This window comes from Actinomadura opuntiae, assembly GCF_030283205.1.
Taxonomy (GTDB): domain Bacteria; phylum Actinomycetota; class Actinomycetes; order Streptosporangiales; family Streptosporangiaceae; genus Spirillospora.
In genome coordinates, this window is sequence record NZ_JASNWF010000008.1 from 258808 (window position 1) to 274020 (window position 15213).

The following is a 15213-nucleotide window of genomic DNA, read 5'->3' on the forward strand; positions in this document are numbered from 1 at the left end:
GGCCGGTGCTCAGCGGGCAGGTCATGAGGCCAGCAGCGAGCGGGACAGCAGGATCTGCTGCATCTCGATGCTCCCCGACGCGACCGTGGACGCCCGGGAGTAGCGCCAGTGGTCCTCCACCTGGAGCCGGAACCGGCGGGCCCGCGCGCCGTCCGGCATGGCCGACGAGACGATCTCCATCAGCACCTCGGCGCTGTCCTGGTCGAGGCGGGTCACCGCGATCCGGTACGCGGCCGCGTCCGCGGGCCGGACCGTGCCCCGGTCCTGCTTCGCCACCACGTCGTAGGCGAGCAGCCGGGCGCGGCGGCAGTGCGTCAGCATCCGCGCCCACCGCCCGCGCAGCTCGTCCGGCAGGTCGTCCCAGCGGTCGCCGAGCACCGACGGCGCGGCCTGGAGCAGGCGCTCGCACCGGGCGTAGCGGGCGATGCCGACGCGCTCGAACGACAGCACCTCCTGCACCACCTCCCAGCCCCGGTCGACGGTGCCGAGGACGTCCGCGGCCGTCACCCGCAGATCGCTGAAGAAGACCTCGTTGAGGTGATGCGGGCCCATCATGGACGGGATGGGCCTGACCTCGACGCCCGGCGCGTCCATCGGCACGAGGAAGATCGTCAGGCCGTCCTGCCGCCGCTCCCCCGTCGACGTGCGGGCGAGCAGGAAGCACCACTGCGCCATGGTGGCGTAGGACGTCCAGATCTTCTGCCCGGAGACGCGCCAGCCGTCGCCGTCCCGGCGGGCGGCCGTCCGCAGCGCCGCGAGGTCGGATCCGGCGTCGGGCTCGCTGAATCCCTGGCACCAGATGACCTCGCCGCGCGCGATCGGCGGCAGGTGCCGGCGGCGCTGCTCCGCCGTGCCGTGCCGCATGATCGTCGGCCCGACCCAGTTGACGCCCATGTACTGCGCGCCGCGCGGCTCGTGGTGCGCCCACATCTCCTCGCGGACCACGGTCTGCTCCCACACCGACGCGCCCGAGCCGCCGTACTCCTCGGGCCAGGCGAGGCACAGCAGCCCGCGCCCGGCGAGCAGCCGGCAGAAGCGCTGCGCCGCCTCCAGGTCGGACGGGTCGTCGGTGAAGGCTCCCAGGAAGTCGGGCGGGACGTGCTCGGCGACCAGCCTGCGCAGGTCGCCGCGCAGGGCGGTGGCGGTCTCGCCCATCGTGAAGTCCATGGCGCCGACGCTATTTCAATCATTGTAAGGATTGCAATACTGCCTTTGGTTATCCGGTCACGATAGACTCGGCGCCATGGTCCCTCTGCTCCACGGGAAGCGGCCTGCGTGACGACGCCGCGACGCAGCCGAGTCCACCAGCACCGCATCGCCGAGACCGTCGCCGGCGAGCTGCGCACCCGCATCCTCGCCAGCGACTACGACTACGCCCTGCCCACGCAGGACCAGCTGGTCAGGGAGTTCGGCGTCAGCTACCCGTCGGTCCGGGAGGCGCTGCGCATCCTGGAGACCGAGGGCCTGGTGACCGTCCGGCGGGGCAATGTCGGCGGCGCCGAGGTGCACCGGCCGGACAAGTCGTCGGCCGCCTACCATCTCGGCCTGGCGCTCCAGGGCGACCGGGTGTCGCTGGGCGACCTGGCGGCCGGGCTGCGGATGCTGGAGCCGCTGTGCGCCGCCGAGTGCGCGCGGCGCGAGGACCGCGCCGAGGTCGTCGTCCCCGCCTTGCGCGCCAACGTCGAGGAGTGCACCGCGCTGGTGGACGACGGCGTCGCGTTCACGCAGACCGCGCGGGAGTTCCACGACCTCCTCGTCGCCTTCACCCCGAACGCGACGGTCCGCAACGTCGTCGGCAGCCTCGTCGCGCTGTGGTCGGCGCAGGAGGAGGCGTGGGCCGAGGCGCTGACCCGGCGCGGCGAGTACCCGACGCGGGACGAGGCGATGACGGCCGTCCGCACCCACCGGCGGATCGTCGACGACATCGCCGCCGGGCGGGCCGGGGAGGCGGAGCGGATCGCCTGCGCCCATCTCACCGCGACCCAGTCCCTGCTGCTGGAACGTTTCGACGACGGGATCGTCAACGCCGCGTCGCCCGCCGCGCGGCAGGCGATCCAGTCCGGCGTCCGCGCGCGCCACTGAGAGCTGAGGCGCTAGCGGGCGGTCCAGCCGCCGTCGACGACGATCGTCTGCCCCGTGACGTAGGACGCGGCGTCCCCGGCGAGCCAGACGATGGCGCCGACGATGTCGTCCGCACCGCCCTCCTTCGGCAGCGGCGTGTTGCGGCGCAGGTACTCGGCCGGCCGCTCGTTCTCGTAGAGGGGGGCGGTGATCTCGCTGCGGAAGAAGCCCGGCGCCACCGTGTTCACCCGGATCGAATGCCGCGCCCACTGCACCGCCAGCTCGGCGGTGAGGCCGGACAGTCCCGCCTTGCTCGCCGCATAGGACGCCTGCGGGATGCCCGGGACGCCGACGCGTCCGCTGATGGACGAGACGTTGACGATCGAGCCCCGGCCGGCCGCGCGCATGTGCGGGAAGACTCCCTGCGCCAGCACGAACGGCGCCACCAGGTTGAGGTCCAGGGTCGCGCGGACGGCGTCGAGCGGCTCCGATTCGGCGCGCTCCTCGGTGAACATGGCTCCCGCGGCGTTGACGAGGATCTCCGGCGGACCCAGGCCGTCCTCCACCGCGGGCACGACCGACCCGGCCCGCGCGGGATCGGACAGGTCGCAGGCGACCGCCAGCCCGCCGATCTCGGCGGCGAGCGCGTCCAGCCGGTCGCGGCGGCGGGCGACCACACCGACCCGGGCGCCGAACGCGGCCAGGGCGCGGGCGACCGCGGCACCCAGCCCGGACGACGCTCCCGTCACGATCGCCACACGGCCGTCGAGGCCGAACATCCCGCGTGCGGCTTCGACGTCCACGCGCGCCTACCTCCGATCATGTAACGGTGCCCCGGCTCTCGGGTGCGCGGCGTTGGACGAGGTCGGCCAGCCCGGCGCGCTGCACCTTCCCCATGGCGTTCACCGGCAGCGCGTCGACCCGCGTCCAGATCTCCGGCACCTTGTAGGGCGCGAGTTCCCGCCGGCACGCCTCGGTGAGCGCCGCGACGTCCAGCCGCGCACCGGCGCTCTGGACGATCGCGGCCACCCGCTGCCCGAGGCGGTCGTCGGCTACCCCGCACACCGCCGCGTTGACGACGTCGGGATGTGCCAGCAGCACCCGCTCCACTTCGAGCGGGTAGACGTTCGCGCCGCCTCTGACGATGACCAGCTTCTTGCGGTCGAGCACGGTCAGCCATCCGTCGCCGTCGACCGTACCGACGTCGCCGGTGGGCACGGGGCCCGGCTCCGGCGGGCGGACGCGGCCGTTCTCCCAGTAGCCGAGCAGCGGCGTCCAGGCACCCGCCCAGGGGCCCGACGTCGCGCCGCTCAGGCGCAGCTCGCCCAGCTCGCCGGCGGGGAGGCGGCGGCCCTCGTCGTCGTAGGCGGCGACGTCGAGGTGGGGAAGCACCCGTCCGCTCGCGCGCGGGCGCCACGGCTCGCCGGGCGGGTCGATGGACACGACGGTCGGCGCCTCGGTCAGACCGTAGGTGGCTCGGGGCGCGAGCCCGTGCGTCGCGGTGAACGCCTCGCGCAGCGCGTCGGAGGTGTCGCCGCCTCCGCTCCAGACCTCCTGGAGCGGGCCGAGGTCGAGGTCCGGACGCCGGGCGAGGTCGTAGAGCTGTGCGGGGGCGCCGTTCCAGACGGTGACGCCGCGCTCGGAGATCCAGCCGGCCAGGCCGGCGGCGTCGCGCCGGTCCGTGATGATCGAGCAGCCACCGGCCTGCGCGGCGAGCAGGGTCGACAGGACCATGAGGTTGAGGATCGTGAGCGGGAAGCCGTCCCCTTTGCGCAGTTCCGGGCCCCAGCCTCGGGTGGCGGCGAGCACCGCGGCCGGCAGGAGCAGGTTGCGCTGGCTGTGCACGACCGCTTTCGGGCGGCCGGACGTCCCGCTGGTGAACGCGATCCCGGCGGGGGCGTCGACGTCGAGGGCGACCTTGGGGGCGGTCTCCTCCCCCGCCATGAGCCGCGCCCACCGGTCGGGATCGACGCGGCCCGGCACGTCGAGGCGGCAGCGCGGCCCGGCGAGGGCGACCGCCGGGCCGCAGATCTCGTGCAGTTCCTCCTGCTCGCGGGGCGCGAGCGCCTCGCCGATCCCCGCCCACACGGCTCCGATCCGCTGGACGCCGTGGAAGGCCGCCACGATGTCGAGGTCGTTGGGCAGGCACGCGGCGACGCGGTCGCCGGGCCGTACCCCGAGCGACCACAGCGCGCCGGCCGCCCTGCGCGCCCGGTCGTCGAGCTCGGCGTACGACCAGGCGCCGGAGGGCGCCTCGATCGCGGTGGCATGGGGGCGCGCGGCGAGCGGGGCGTCCAGTGCCGCGGCGATGGAGGGCGGAGGGGCGCTTCCGGCTTCGGTGCTCCTCATGACCCTCTTGATATCATCATCCTTGTAAGGATTGACAGCATCGTCCGGATACGGTTCCGGGGGCGAGAATCCGGTGGGAGCGGCCGATGTCGGACGAACGCGGACACCATCCGGGCCCGCTGTCGGGAGTGCGGGTCATCGACCTGACGGCCATGGTGATGGGCGCGCACTGCACCCAGATCATGGCCGACATGGGCGCCGACGTCATCAAGGTCGAGCCCCCGGCCGGCGACAACACCCGGCACATCTCGGCCGGGCCCGAACCCGGAATGGCCGGCGTCTTCGTCAACGTCAACCGCGGCAAGCGCAGCGTGATGCTGGACCTGCGTACCGACGAAGGCAAGGACGCCCTGCGCGGACTCATCGAGCACGGCGACGTCTTCATCCATTCGATGCGCGCGAAGGCGGTCGCCGGTCTGGGATTCACCTATGACGACGTGGCCGCCATCAACCCGTCGATCGTCTACACCAATTGCTACGGCTACGGCCGGCGCGGGCCGGACGCGGACCGCACCGCCTACGACGACACGATCCAGGCCGAATGCGGGCTGCCGTCCGTCCAGGAGAAGCTGACCGGGGAGGCCGGCTACGTCGGGACGATCATGGCCGACAAGGTCGCCGGGATAACGGCGCTGTACGCCACCATGATGGCGCTGTTCCATCGCGAGCGGACCGGCGAGGGCCAGGAGATCGAGGTCGCGATGTTCGAGACCATGGCCGCGTTCATGCTGGTCGAGCACGCCAACGGCGCGCTGTTCACCCCGCCCCTGGGCCCCGCGGTCTATCCGCGCGCCGTTTCCCGGAACCGCAGGCCCTATCGCACCAGGGACGGCCACGTCTCCGCGCTCGTGTACAACGACAAGCAGTGGTCGGCGTTCGTCGGAGCCGTCAAGCCGGAATGGGCGGGCGAGCATTTCGCCACCCTCGAACAGCGGGCGCGACAGATCGACACCGTTTACGCGCTGCTCGGCGAGACCTTCGCGCAGCGCACGACGCAGGAATGGCTGGACCTGCTCTCGTCGCTGGACATTCCCGCCGCGCCGGTCCGCACCCTGGACGAACTGTTCGACGACCCGCACCTGAACGCCGCCGGCTTCTTCGAGACCGTCGACACCCCGAACGGGCCGGTGCGGTTCCCCGGCACGCCGGCCTGGTTCTCGCGGACGCCGGGCCGCGTCGCCGGCCCCGCCCCGAGGCTCGGCGCCCACACGGCGGAAGTGCTGGACGAACTGGGAGGGAAACGGAAATGACCCGCAGTGCGGAAACGTTCGGCGCGCGCTCCTGGCTGTTCGCCCCCGGCGACAGCGAACGGAAGATGGAGAAGGCCACGGCGTCTCCGGCCGACATCGTCCTGTTCGACCTGGAGGACGCGGTGGCCGAAGAGCGGAAGCCGTCCGCCCGGACGATGGTCGCGGACTTCCTGCGCTCCCGCCCGGACGACGGCAAGGACCGGCTGTGGGTGCGCATCAACCCGCTGGACGGCCCGCACGCGCTGGCGGATCTGGCTGCGGTGATGCCCGTCCGTCCCGGCGGCGTCATGCTCCCCAAGGCACGTGGCCGCGCGGACGTCGAGAGGCTCGACCACTACCTGTCCGCGCTGGAGGTCGCGGCGCGCACCGAGGAGGGCTCCACCAAGGTCATCGCGCTCGTGACGGAGACGGCCGGGGCCATGTTCACCACCGGCACGTACGCGGGAGCGCCGCGCCTGGTCGCCATGACGTGGGGCGCCGAGGACCTCGCCGACGCGGTGGGCGCCGCCGGCAACCGCACCGCCGACGGCGAGTACGGGTTCACCTACGAACTGGCCCGCAGCCTGTGCCTGCTCGGCGCGGCGGCGGCCGGTGCGGTGCCGGTCGACACCATCCACGGCGACTTCCGCGACCTGGACGGGCTGCGCGCGCGGGCCGAGCGGGTGCGCCGGGACGGCTACCGCGGCATGCTCGCCATTCACCCCGCCCAGGTCGACGTGATCAACGCGGCGTTCACGCCCACGGAAGAGGAACTGGCCGCCGCGCAGGAGGTCGTCGACCTGTTCGCCGCCAATCCGGGCGCGGGCACCCTCGCCCACGACGGCGCCATGCTCGACCGCCCCCATCTCGCCCGCGCACGGGCCGTGCTCGCGCTGGCGGGACGCGCATGAAGGCCGTCACGGATCCCGCAGGCCTCGATCTGAGCCGGTTCCTGCGCCCCGGCGACCACATCGTGGTCGGTCAGGCGTGCGGCGAGCCGACCACGCTGGTCGAGGCGCTGATCGAGCAGGGCGCCGCGATCGGCGGGCTGTCGGTCTTCATCGCGACGAGCTTCTCGGGCCTCCTCACCCCGGACGCAGTGGACGGCATCGCCGTGTCGAGCATGGGGGCAATCGGCGCGCTCCGCGCCTTGTCCGGGAAGCACCGGCTCAGCGTGATCCCGTGCCATGTCGGCCAGGTCGGCCCGATGATCGAGGCGGGGACTCTGCGGTGCGACGCCGCGTTCGTCCAGGTCAGTCCTGCCGACGCGAACGGGGATCACAGCCTCGGCCTCATCAGCGACCACGTCCGGGCCGCTGCGGCGAAGGCGCGTGTCGTCATCGCCGAGGTGAACGAGCAGGTGCCCCGCACCTACGGAGAAGCGCTCCCCGCATCGGAAATCGACTGCGCGGTGCACGTCTCGCGGACCCCGGTTCAGGTGCCTCCGGCGACGATCGGCGAGACCGACCGGGCCATCGCGGAGCACGCCGCCGCCTACATCGAGGACGGCTCGGTCATCCAGACGGGGATCGGGGCCGTCCCGGACGCCCTGCTCCGCCTCCTCCACGACCGCGCGGACCTCGGCGTCCACTCCGGCATGCTCGGCGACGGTCTGGTCGACCTGGTCGAGGCGGGTGTCGTCACCAACGCCCGCAAGCCCGTCGACCGGGGCGTCTCCGTCACCGGCGCGCTGATCGGCACCGAGCGCCTCTACCGGTTCGCCGACCGCAACCCGGCGATCCGGATGTGCGCCACCGACCACACCCACGACGCCGCCGTCCTCGCGCGGCTGCAGAAGCTGGTGACGCTGAACTCGGCGATCGAGGTCCATCTGACCGGGCAGGTGAACGCCGAGCAGACCGGCGCGGCCTACCTGGGCGGCACCGGCGGGCAGGCGGACTTCGTCCGCGCGGGCGCGCGCTCGCCCGGCGGTCACGCGATCATCGCGCTGCCCGCCACGGCCCGGCGCGGCACCGTCAGCAGGATCACCGCCGCGCTGTCGGGCCCGGTCACCACGGCCCGCAGCGACGTGGACGTCATCGTCACCGAGTTCGGGGCGGCCGAGCTCAAGGGCATGCCGCTCGCCGAGCGCGCCCGCCGCCTCGTCGCGATCGCCCACCCCGATTTCCAGGAGGAGCTGGCGCGTGAAGCGGACGCGATCGGGAAGCGCGGATTCTAGCCCGTGGCCTGCTCGGGTTCGTAGCCGAGAACGCCCTTGGTCTCCAGGTAGTCGTGGAACCCGGACTCGCCCCATTCGCGGCCGTTGCCGCTCTTCTTGTAGCCGCCGAAGGGGCAGCCGAAGTCGAATCCGTCGTTGATGGAGACCCAGCCCGCGCGGATGCGGCGGGCGACGGCGCGGGCGGCGTCGAGGTCGGCGCCGGCGACGTTGCCGGCCAGGCCGTACTCGGTGTCGTTGGCGATCTCGACGGCGTGGTCCACGTCGTCATAGCCGAGGATCGTCAGGACCGGGCCGAAGATCTCCTCGCGGGCGATCGTCATGTCGTTGGTGACGTCGGCGAAGACGGTCGGCCTGACGTAGAAGCCGGTGGACAGGCCGTCCGGGCGGCCGGTGCCTCCGGCCACGAGGCTGGCGCCCTCGTCGATGCCCTTCCGGATGAGCGCCTGGACCTTCTCGAACTGGGCCCGCGATGCGACCGGGCCCATCACGACGTCGTCGGCGGGGTCGCCCACGGTGACGCCGGCGGCGGCCTCCCGGGCGACGGCGACGGCCTCGTCCATGCGCGACCTCGGCACCAGCATCCGCGACAGCGCGCTGCAGGTCTGCCCGGAGTTGCCCATCATGGCGGTGACGCCGGACGCGACGTTCCCGGCGAAGGCGGCGTCGTCCAGGACGATGTTCGCGCTCTTGCCGCCCAGTTCCTGGGTGACCCGCTTGACGCCGGGCGCGGCGTTCCGCGCGACCTCGACGCCCGCGCGCACCGACCCGGTGAAGGACACCATGTCGACGCCGGGGTGGGACGACAGCGGCACGCCGACGCCGGGGCCGTCGCCGTGGACGAGGTTGAACACCCCGGCCGGGACGCCCGCGGCGTCGAGGATCTCGGCGAAGATCCGTCCGGCGGACGGCGCGATCTCCGACGGCTTGAGGACCATCGTGCAGCCGGTCGCCAGCGCCGGGAACACCTTCACCGCGATCTGGTTGAGCGGCCAGTTCCAGGGGGTGATGAGCGCGCAGACGCCGATCGGCTCCCGGACGACCAGGGTGGCGCCGCGCCGCTCCTCGAACGCGAAGTCCTGGAGGATCTCGATCGCCTTGGCCAGGTGGCCGGCGCCGAGCCCGACCTGGAACCCGTTGGCGAGCGAGGCGGGCGCGCCCATCTCCTCGGTCAGCGCCGCGCCGAGGTCGCCGGACCGCTTCTGGTACGCCTCCTGGATGTTCTGCAGCACCTCGGTCCGGTCGGCGACGCTCGTCCGCGACCAGGAAGCGAACGCGCCGCGCGCGGCGGCCACCGCCCGGTCCACGTCGGCGGCGGACCCGACCGCGACCGTGCCGCAGACCTCCTCGGTCGCAGGGTTCACGACGTCGAGGGTCCGCGACCGCTCCGGATCGGCCGGGCCGGTCCACTCGCCGCCGATGTAGAACTCCAGGTTGTCGCCCATGGCCGTCACTGCATCCCTTCCGCGTACCAGGTCCGGAACTCGGCGTAGCTCGGCATCTCCTCCGAGTTCGCCTTGGGATCGACCGCGACGTGGACGACCGCCGGTTTCCCGCTCGCGTAGGCGCGCTTGATGGCGGGGGCGATGTCCACGTCGCGGTCGACGTATTCGCCGTGGCAGCCGAAGCCCTCGGCGACCCGGTCGAGCCGGGTGCCGGTGCTCCAGTGCACGCCGGGCATTCGCGCGTCCTGGCCGAAGGTGCGCTTGTAGACGCCCACCTCCAGGCCCCACGCGTAGTCGACGGCCACGACGCAGACCAGCGGCAGGTTCAGGCGCGCCGCCGTCTCCAGCTCCGCGATCTGGAACAGGAACGACGAGTCGCCGGTGATCAGCATCAGGGGGCGCGCGCCGCCGTCGGCGACCCCGGCGCCGACGGCGTAGGGCAGCCCGGTGCCGAGGTGGCCGAAGTTCTGGTTCCAGAGCACGTCGTGCGGCTTGGCCTGCGAGTACGTCCAGCCGAAGATCGTGGTGGCGCCGCCGTCGCGCACCATGATCCCGTCCGGTGGGAAGGCCCTGGTCGCTTCGACGATGAGCCGCGCGGGGTGGACGGGCGACCCGCCGGACGGCGCCGTCTCCGCCAGTTCCGCGAGCCGGGCGGCGTCCTGCTCGATCCATCCGGCGAGCTCCGCGGACGGCGTGCGCGGCGAGCCGGCGAGCGCCTCAACGAGCTGCGGGACGACCGCGCGCAGGTCGCCGACCAGCGGGATGTCGATGGGGCGGTTGACGCCGATCGCCTCGGGGTCCTGCTCGATGAGGATCCACGTGCGTCCGGCCGCGTTCTCCAGCCAGTGCCGGCCCCGGCCGTAGTGGACGGGCTCGCCCAGCTCGGTGCCGATCGCCAGGCACAGGTCCGATTTCACGACCGCGTCCACCGCCGACGGCGAGAAGCCGTAGGACCAGGTGCGCTCCTCCAGGCCCCTGATGTAGGAGGTGCCGCCGGACGTCTGGACGACGGGGCAGGCCATCAGGTCGGCGAGCGCCTTGACCTGCTCTCCGGCGCGGGCGGTGTGGACGCCGTGGCCGACGAGAAGGATCGGCTGCTTCGCCGCGCGCACGGCCGCCGCCGCTTCGGCGATCCTGTCCGGCCCCGCCGTCTGCCCGACCAGCCGGTACGTCTCGGGCGGCGCCGCCGGCGGGACGTCGAGCTCCTCCTGGATCACGTGGGACGGGTACTCGATGTAGACGGGCCCGGGCGTGCCCGACAGCGCCTTCCGCAGCCCCTCGCGGACGATCTCGTCGGTCTGGTCGGCGTACTCGATGCTGGCGGCGTACTTGACCGACGGCGCGAACAGCTCGGACTGCTTGACGAACTGGATGCGGCCGCGCCGTACCCGCTGCTCGGTGATGCGGGCCCGCTGCCCGCCGAGGAAGACGACCGGGGAGTTCTCGACCTTGGCGCACATCATCGCCCCGGCCATGTTCGCCATGCCGGGGCCGAGCGTGCCGATGCAGACGGCCGGCTTCCCCGTCATCCGCGACACCGCCTCCGCCATGAAACCGGCGGCCTCCTCGTGGTGCGGCGCGACCACGTTCCAACCGCGCTCCTCGGCGAGGTGGAACAGGTGCACGAAGTTCGGGTCGGGGATGCCGAAGATGGTGCTGATCCCCTCGGCCTCGAAGAGCTGGAGGATGCGTTCGTAGACCTTGACCGCCATGGCGGCTAGCCCTCCCTGGCCGTTGTGGAGCTCGCCATCGTGAAGCTCCTGCTGATGTGGTCGTTGTGGGCCGACGGGACGACCGGCAGGATCCAGGGGTCGCGGGTGTCGCGGATCTCCGCGATCCGCTCGCCGACCTCCTCGATCGTCCAGGACGGCCGGTGCACGCCCGGGGTCTCGCCGACGAACGCCCGCGCGACCCGTCCGGCGATCGCCACCAGCATCTCCCCGGTGATCGAGCAGGACTCGTGCGCGAGCCAGCCGACGGCGGGCGCCGCGAGCTCGGGTTCCATCGGCGGGTAGGCGGAGGTGTCGATGCCCGCGGCCATCCGCGTGACGGCGGCGGGGACGATGACGTTGCATTTCACGCCGTGCTCGGCGCCCTCCAGCGCGACCACGTTCGACAGCCCGATCACGCCCGCCTTGGCCATCGCGTAGTTCGCGACCCGGTGGTTGCCGTACAGGCCGCCGATCGACGAGGTCAGTACGACGCGGCCGTAACCCGCCGCGCACATCGCGGGGAACGCGTGCCGCACGACGTTGAAGGCGCCGCGCAGGTGGACGTCCAGGACGGCGTCGAGGTCGTCGGGCGTCATCTCCGCGAGCGGCACCGGACGGTGGTTGCCCGCGTTGTGGATCAGCACGTCGATCCGGCCGAAGCGGTCGAGCGCCGCGCCGGCGATCGCCCGGCCGCCCTCGAACGTCGCCACGGACGCGGGGCTGGCGACGGCCTCTCCCCCGGCGTCCTCGATCTCCCGGACGACCTCGTCCGCCGGTGCCGGGTCGGTGCCCTCGCCGCTCATCGCGCTGCCCGGGTCGTTGACGACGACCTTGGCGCCCTGCGCGGCGAGGAGCCGGGCGTAGGCCCGGCCGAGCCCGCGCCCGGCGCCGGTGACGACGGCGACCCGGCCGTCGAACCTCAGGTCAGCCATGGACGGCCATGCCCTCCAGTTCACCGGCGTCGCGCCACACCCGCAGCAGGTCCTCCATGGCGTAGAAGCCCGGCCAGTACGGCTCGCCGAGATGCGACCGGATCTTCTTCTCGCCCTCGCCGTTGTAGTAGCCGGGCGTGCATTCCCGCTCGAACGTACTGTTGTCGATCGCCGTCTCCTTGACGGTCCGGCACCACCGGGCCTGGGCGTCGGCGGTCGGTTCGAGGGTCGTGGCGCCGCGCGCCAGCGTCTCGCCGATCAGGTAGGAGATGTGCCTGGCCTGCTGCTCGAACATCGCCGTCGTGCTCGCGGTGACGCCGCCTTGCAGGAACCCGGTGAAGAACAGGTTCGGGAAGCCGTGCGTGGTGATGCCGTGCAGCGTGCGGTACCCGTCGGCCCAGTGGTCGTACAGCGACGCGCCGCCGCGTCCGGTGAAGGGCTCGATGCCGAACCGCCGGTCGAGGTCGGTGGTGATCTCGAAGCCGCTGGCGAAGACGATGCAGTCGACCTCGTGCTCGACGCCGCGCGCCATGACGCCCTTCGCGGTGATGCGCTCGACGCCCTTGGTCGCGGACACGTCGACGAGGGTGACGTTCGGGCGGTTGAACGTCGGCAGGTACTGGTCGTTGAAGCACGGCCGCTTGCACAGGAAGCGGTAGTAGGGCTTGAGGACCTCGGCCGTCTCCGGGTCGTCGACGAGGGCGGCGACGCGGCCGCGCAGCCGCTCCATCACCCGGTAGTCCACGAGCTCGCGCAGCTCCATGAACTTCGCGGGGTCGGCCATGAGCGCCCAGCCGTCCGTCTCGTCCAGATGCGCGGCCAGGTTGCGGCTGATCTCCGTCCAGCCGTCGCACACCAGGTCGGGCTGACCGGGCGCGAACGCCTCGAACGCCGCGGCGTGGAAGTTGCGGCGACGCTCCTCCTGCCAGCCCGGACGCAGCGTCTTCGCCCACTCGGGGTCGGTGGGAACGTCGCCGCGCTCGTCGATGGTCGACGCCGTCCGCTGGAAGACGTACAGGTGCTCGGCGGCGCGGGCGATGTGCGGGATCACCTGGACGCCGCTCGCGCCGGTGCCGATGACGGCGACCTTCCTGCCGGCCAGGCCGCTCAGCCCGCCGCTCATGTCGCCGCCGGTGTAGGCGTAGTCCCAGCGGGCGGTGTGGATGGCGTGGCCCTCGAAGTCGGTGATGCCCGGGACGCCGGGCAGCTTGGGGCGGTTGAACGGGCCCTGGCACATGACGACGAAGCGGGCCGTGATGCCGTCGCCGCGGTTGGTGCCGATCCGCCAGCGGCTGATCGACTCGTCCCATTGCAGCGAGGTGACCAGGGTGTGGAAGAGCGCGTTGTCGTAGAGGCCGAAGTGCTTGGCGATGCGTTGGCAGTGCTCGTACACCTCGTCGCCGAAGGCGTACTTCTGCTTCGGCATGTAGCCGACCTCTTCGAGCAGCGGCAGGTAGCAGTAGCTGTCGGTGTCGCACTGGATGCCGGGGTAGCGGTTCCAGTACCAGGCGCCGCCGAAGTCGCCCGCCCAGTCGACGACGCGCAGGTCCGTGACGCCGGCCTCCTTGATCCGGGCCGCAGCGATCAGGCCGGAGAAGCCCGCGCCGAGGACCACCGCGTCGACGTCGCCGACGACCGGCTCGCGCGGCTGGACGGGCAGGTACGGGTCGGACTCGTAGAAGTCCGCGAACTCGCCCTCGGTCACCACGTACTGGCCGCGCCCCTCGGGATGCAGGCGCTTGTCACGCTCGGCCAGGTACTTCTCTCGGAGGGCGTCGCGGTCGACCTCGGGGGTCCGCGTCGGCGCGCATTCGTGCGGCATCCAATGATTCCTCGGCTCGGGGCGGTGACTCCGGGTCGTCCGCCGTCACGTCGGTGCGGGTGGGCGGCTCAGGCGAGGGCGCTCGGCGCGCCGGTGCCCATGTACTGCGCGAGGTTGCGGTGCAGGTTCACGACGCTGCGCTCGCGGTACGGGTTGGGCTTGGGACCGGAGAAGCCGCGCGACTTCATCCCCTGCTGGACGGCCGCCATGTTGGAGAAGTCCTGCGGCAGGACGGTGCGCCAGCCCGGGTCGTCCTGCGGCGTGTGGATCCACTCGGTCTCGGGCTCCTCGCCTGGCGGGAACAGCTCGTAGACGGCGGCCTCGAAGACGCATTTGTCGGGGTCGTGCCCGTACGGCCGGAACCGGTAGCAGAGCATGTTGTTGGGCGCGTGCCCGATCTGGAAGTTGGGGAAGATCTGCCAGGCCGTGCCGGACTTCGCGGTGATCTCCGGCGGGACGGTCGGCCAGACCACGCCGCGCTCGGCGTCCCGCGCGCGGGCGGTGGACAGCCAGCGGGCGAGCACCTCGGGCGCCGGGGTGCCCTCCGGCAGGTCCTTGACGAGTTCCTGCGCCGCCTCCACCAGCGTCCAGGTGGTGTTGGTGTTGGCGTTCTCCCAGGTGAAGCGCTGCAAATCGGCCGTCGACACGCGCGGGTCGTCGCCGGTGCCGAGCCGGAGCTTGGCCTGGTTCTCGTCCATGCTCTTCGGCGCGTCGTAGCCGATGTTGCTGTGCAGGCCGTGCGAGCGGGCCCAGCCGAGGAACCCGCCGAACTTCATGAACTCGGGGTGGGTGTAGGGGACGTGGTAGGTCTCCATGAACGCCTCGAAGGCGACCTTCCAGTTGCAGTCGAAGACCAGCCAGCGCCGCCAGCGGTAGCGCATGTTCTCCAGGTGGAAGGGGTCGAGCAGGGAGGCGGCGGGTTCGAGGTAGTCGCGCAGCGGCTCGCAGTCGGGGTCCATGTTGATCCAGACCCAGCCGCCCCAGGTGTCGACCGCGACCTGCTTCAGCGCGATCCGCTCGTCGGTCAGCCCGCACGGCCAGTCCTCGCGCTCGGGGACGTGGGTGCAGTCGCCCTCGATGCTGTACCGCCAGCCGTGGAAGCCGCAGACGAACTGGCGGCCGTGACCGCGCGCGTCGTGCGCGCCGGGCGGGGTGTCCACCAGCCTCCGGCCGCGGTGCGAGCAGACGTTGTGGTAGGCGCGGAACCGGTCCTTGGCCGTGCGCACCACGATGATCGAGTCGTCGACGATGTCGTAGGTGAGCCAGTCGCCGACCTCGGGCAGCTCCTCGACGCGGGCGACCTGCTGCCACACCCTGCTCCAGAGCCGGTCGCCCTCGGCGCGGGCGTACTCCTCCGAGACGTACGCCTCCACGCCGATCGTCATCGGCTCCGACAGCGGTTCCTTGGAGGCGGCTTCCGGGACGTTCTCGAGGGTCTCGCTCATGACTTTCTCCAACCCGCGTCGGGGGTGCGTCGGGAGGTCGGG

The 15213-nt window shown here is 72.2% G+C and carries 12 protein-coding genes; 4 read left to right on the forward strand and 8 right to left on the reverse strand.

Going from position 1 to position 15213, the window contains the following annotated elements; translation table 11 throughout:
• Window positions 1-21: 21 nt before the first annotated feature.
• A complete protein-coding gene (locus QP089_RS19400) occupies window positions 22-1167 on the reverse strand; it encodes an acyl-CoA dehydrogenase family protein (protein WP_285913076.1) in 1146 nt (381 codons plus the stop codon).
• Between the two features lie 108 nt (window positions 1168-1275).
• On the opposite strand from QP089_RS19400, the gene QP089_RS19405 reads away from it, so the two are divergent.
• Complete coding sequence (locus QP089_RS19405; RefSeq protein WP_285913077.1) at window positions 1276-2082, forward strand: FadR/GntR family transcriptional regulator; 807 nt, start codon at window positions 1276-1278, stop codon at window positions 2080-2082.
• A gap of 11 nt (window positions 2083-2093) precedes the next feature.
• On the opposite strand, the gene QP089_RS19410 is transcribed toward QP089_RS19405, so the two are convergent.
• Together QP089_RS19410 and QP089_RS19415 are read right to left on the reverse strand one after the other, a co-directional pair.
• Complete coding sequence (locus QP089_RS19410) at window positions 2094-2864, reverse strand: SDR family NAD(P)-dependent oxidoreductase (protein WP_285913079.1); 771 nt, start codon at window positions 2862-2864, stop codon at window positions 2094-2096.
• 16 nt (window positions 2865-2880) lie between these two features.
• Entirely contained in the window at window positions 2881-4410 is a 1530-nt protein-coding gene (locus QP089_RS19415) for a class I adenylate-forming enzyme family protein (RefSeq protein ID WP_285913080.1), read from the reverse strand.
• Window positions 4411-4496: 86 nt separating this feature from the next.
• On the opposite strand from QP089_RS19415, the gene QP089_RS19420 reads away from it, so the two are divergent.
• Genes QP089_RS19420 through QP089_RS19430 form a run of 3 tightly spaced genes read left to right on the forward strand, consistent with a single transcriptional unit; the run spans window position 4497 to window position 7818 of the window.
• The gene (locus QP089_RS19420) at window positions 4497-5660 is read left to right on the forward strand and encodes a CaiB/BaiF CoA transferase family protein (protein ID WP_285913081.1); all 1164 of its coding nucleotides are present in this window, start codon (window positions 4497-4499) and stop codon (window positions 5658-5660) included.
• Complete coding sequence (locus tag QP089_RS19425; RefSeq protein ID WP_285913082.1) at window positions 5657-6550, forward strand: HpcH/HpaI aldolase/citrate lyase family protein; 894 nt, start codon at window positions 5657-5659, stop codon at window positions 6548-6550. The genes QP089_RS19420 and QP089_RS19425 overlap by 4 nt, the downstream gene beginning before the upstream one ends.
• The gene (locus QP089_RS19430) at window positions 6547-7818 is read left to right on the forward strand and encodes an acetyl-CoA hydrolase/transferase family protein (protein WP_285913083.1); all 1272 of its coding nucleotides are present in this window, start codon (window positions 6547-6549) and stop codon (window positions 7816-7818) included. Before QP089_RS19425 ends, QP089_RS19430 begins: the two co-directional genes overlap by 4 nt.
• Here the strand turns inward: QP089_RS19430 and QP089_RS19435 are convergent.
• The 5 genes from QP089_RS19435 to QP089_RS19455 form a co-directional block, all read right to left on the reverse strand.
• Window positions 7815-9260 (reverse strand): aldehyde dehydrogenase family protein, encoded by a 1446-nt coding sequence (locus QP089_RS19435; protein ID WP_285913084.1) that lies wholly within the window; start codon window positions 9258-9260, stop codon window positions 7815-7817. The genes QP089_RS19430 and QP089_RS19435 overlap by 4 nt on opposite strands.
• Window positions 9261-9265: 5 nt before the next feature.
• A complete protein-coding gene (locus QP089_RS19440) occupies window positions 9266-10972 on the reverse strand; it encodes a thiamine pyrophosphate-binding protein (RefSeq protein ID WP_285913085.1) in 1707 nt (568 codons plus the stop codon).
• 5 nt (window positions 10973-10977) lie between these two features.
• Window positions 10978-11904 (reverse strand): SDR family NAD(P)-dependent oxidoreductase, encoded by a 927-nt coding sequence (locus tag QP089_RS19445; protein ID WP_285913086.1) that lies wholly within the window; start codon window positions 11902-11904, stop codon window positions 10978-10980.
• Window positions 11897-13726, reverse strand: coding sequence for a flavin-containing monooxygenase (locus QP089_RS19450; protein WP_285913087.1), 1830 nt, complete (start codon window positions 13724-13726; stop codon window positions 11897-11899). Before QP089_RS19450 ends, QP089_RS19445 begins: the two co-directional genes overlap by 8 nt.
• A gap of 68 nt (window positions 13727-13794) precedes the next feature.
• Window positions 13795-15171, reverse strand: coding sequence for an aromatic ring-hydroxylating oxygenase subunit alpha (locus tag QP089_RS19455; RefSeq protein WP_285913088.1), 1377 nt, complete (start codon window positions 15169-15171; stop codon window positions 13795-13797).
• Window positions 15172-15213: the final 42 nt, after the last annotated feature.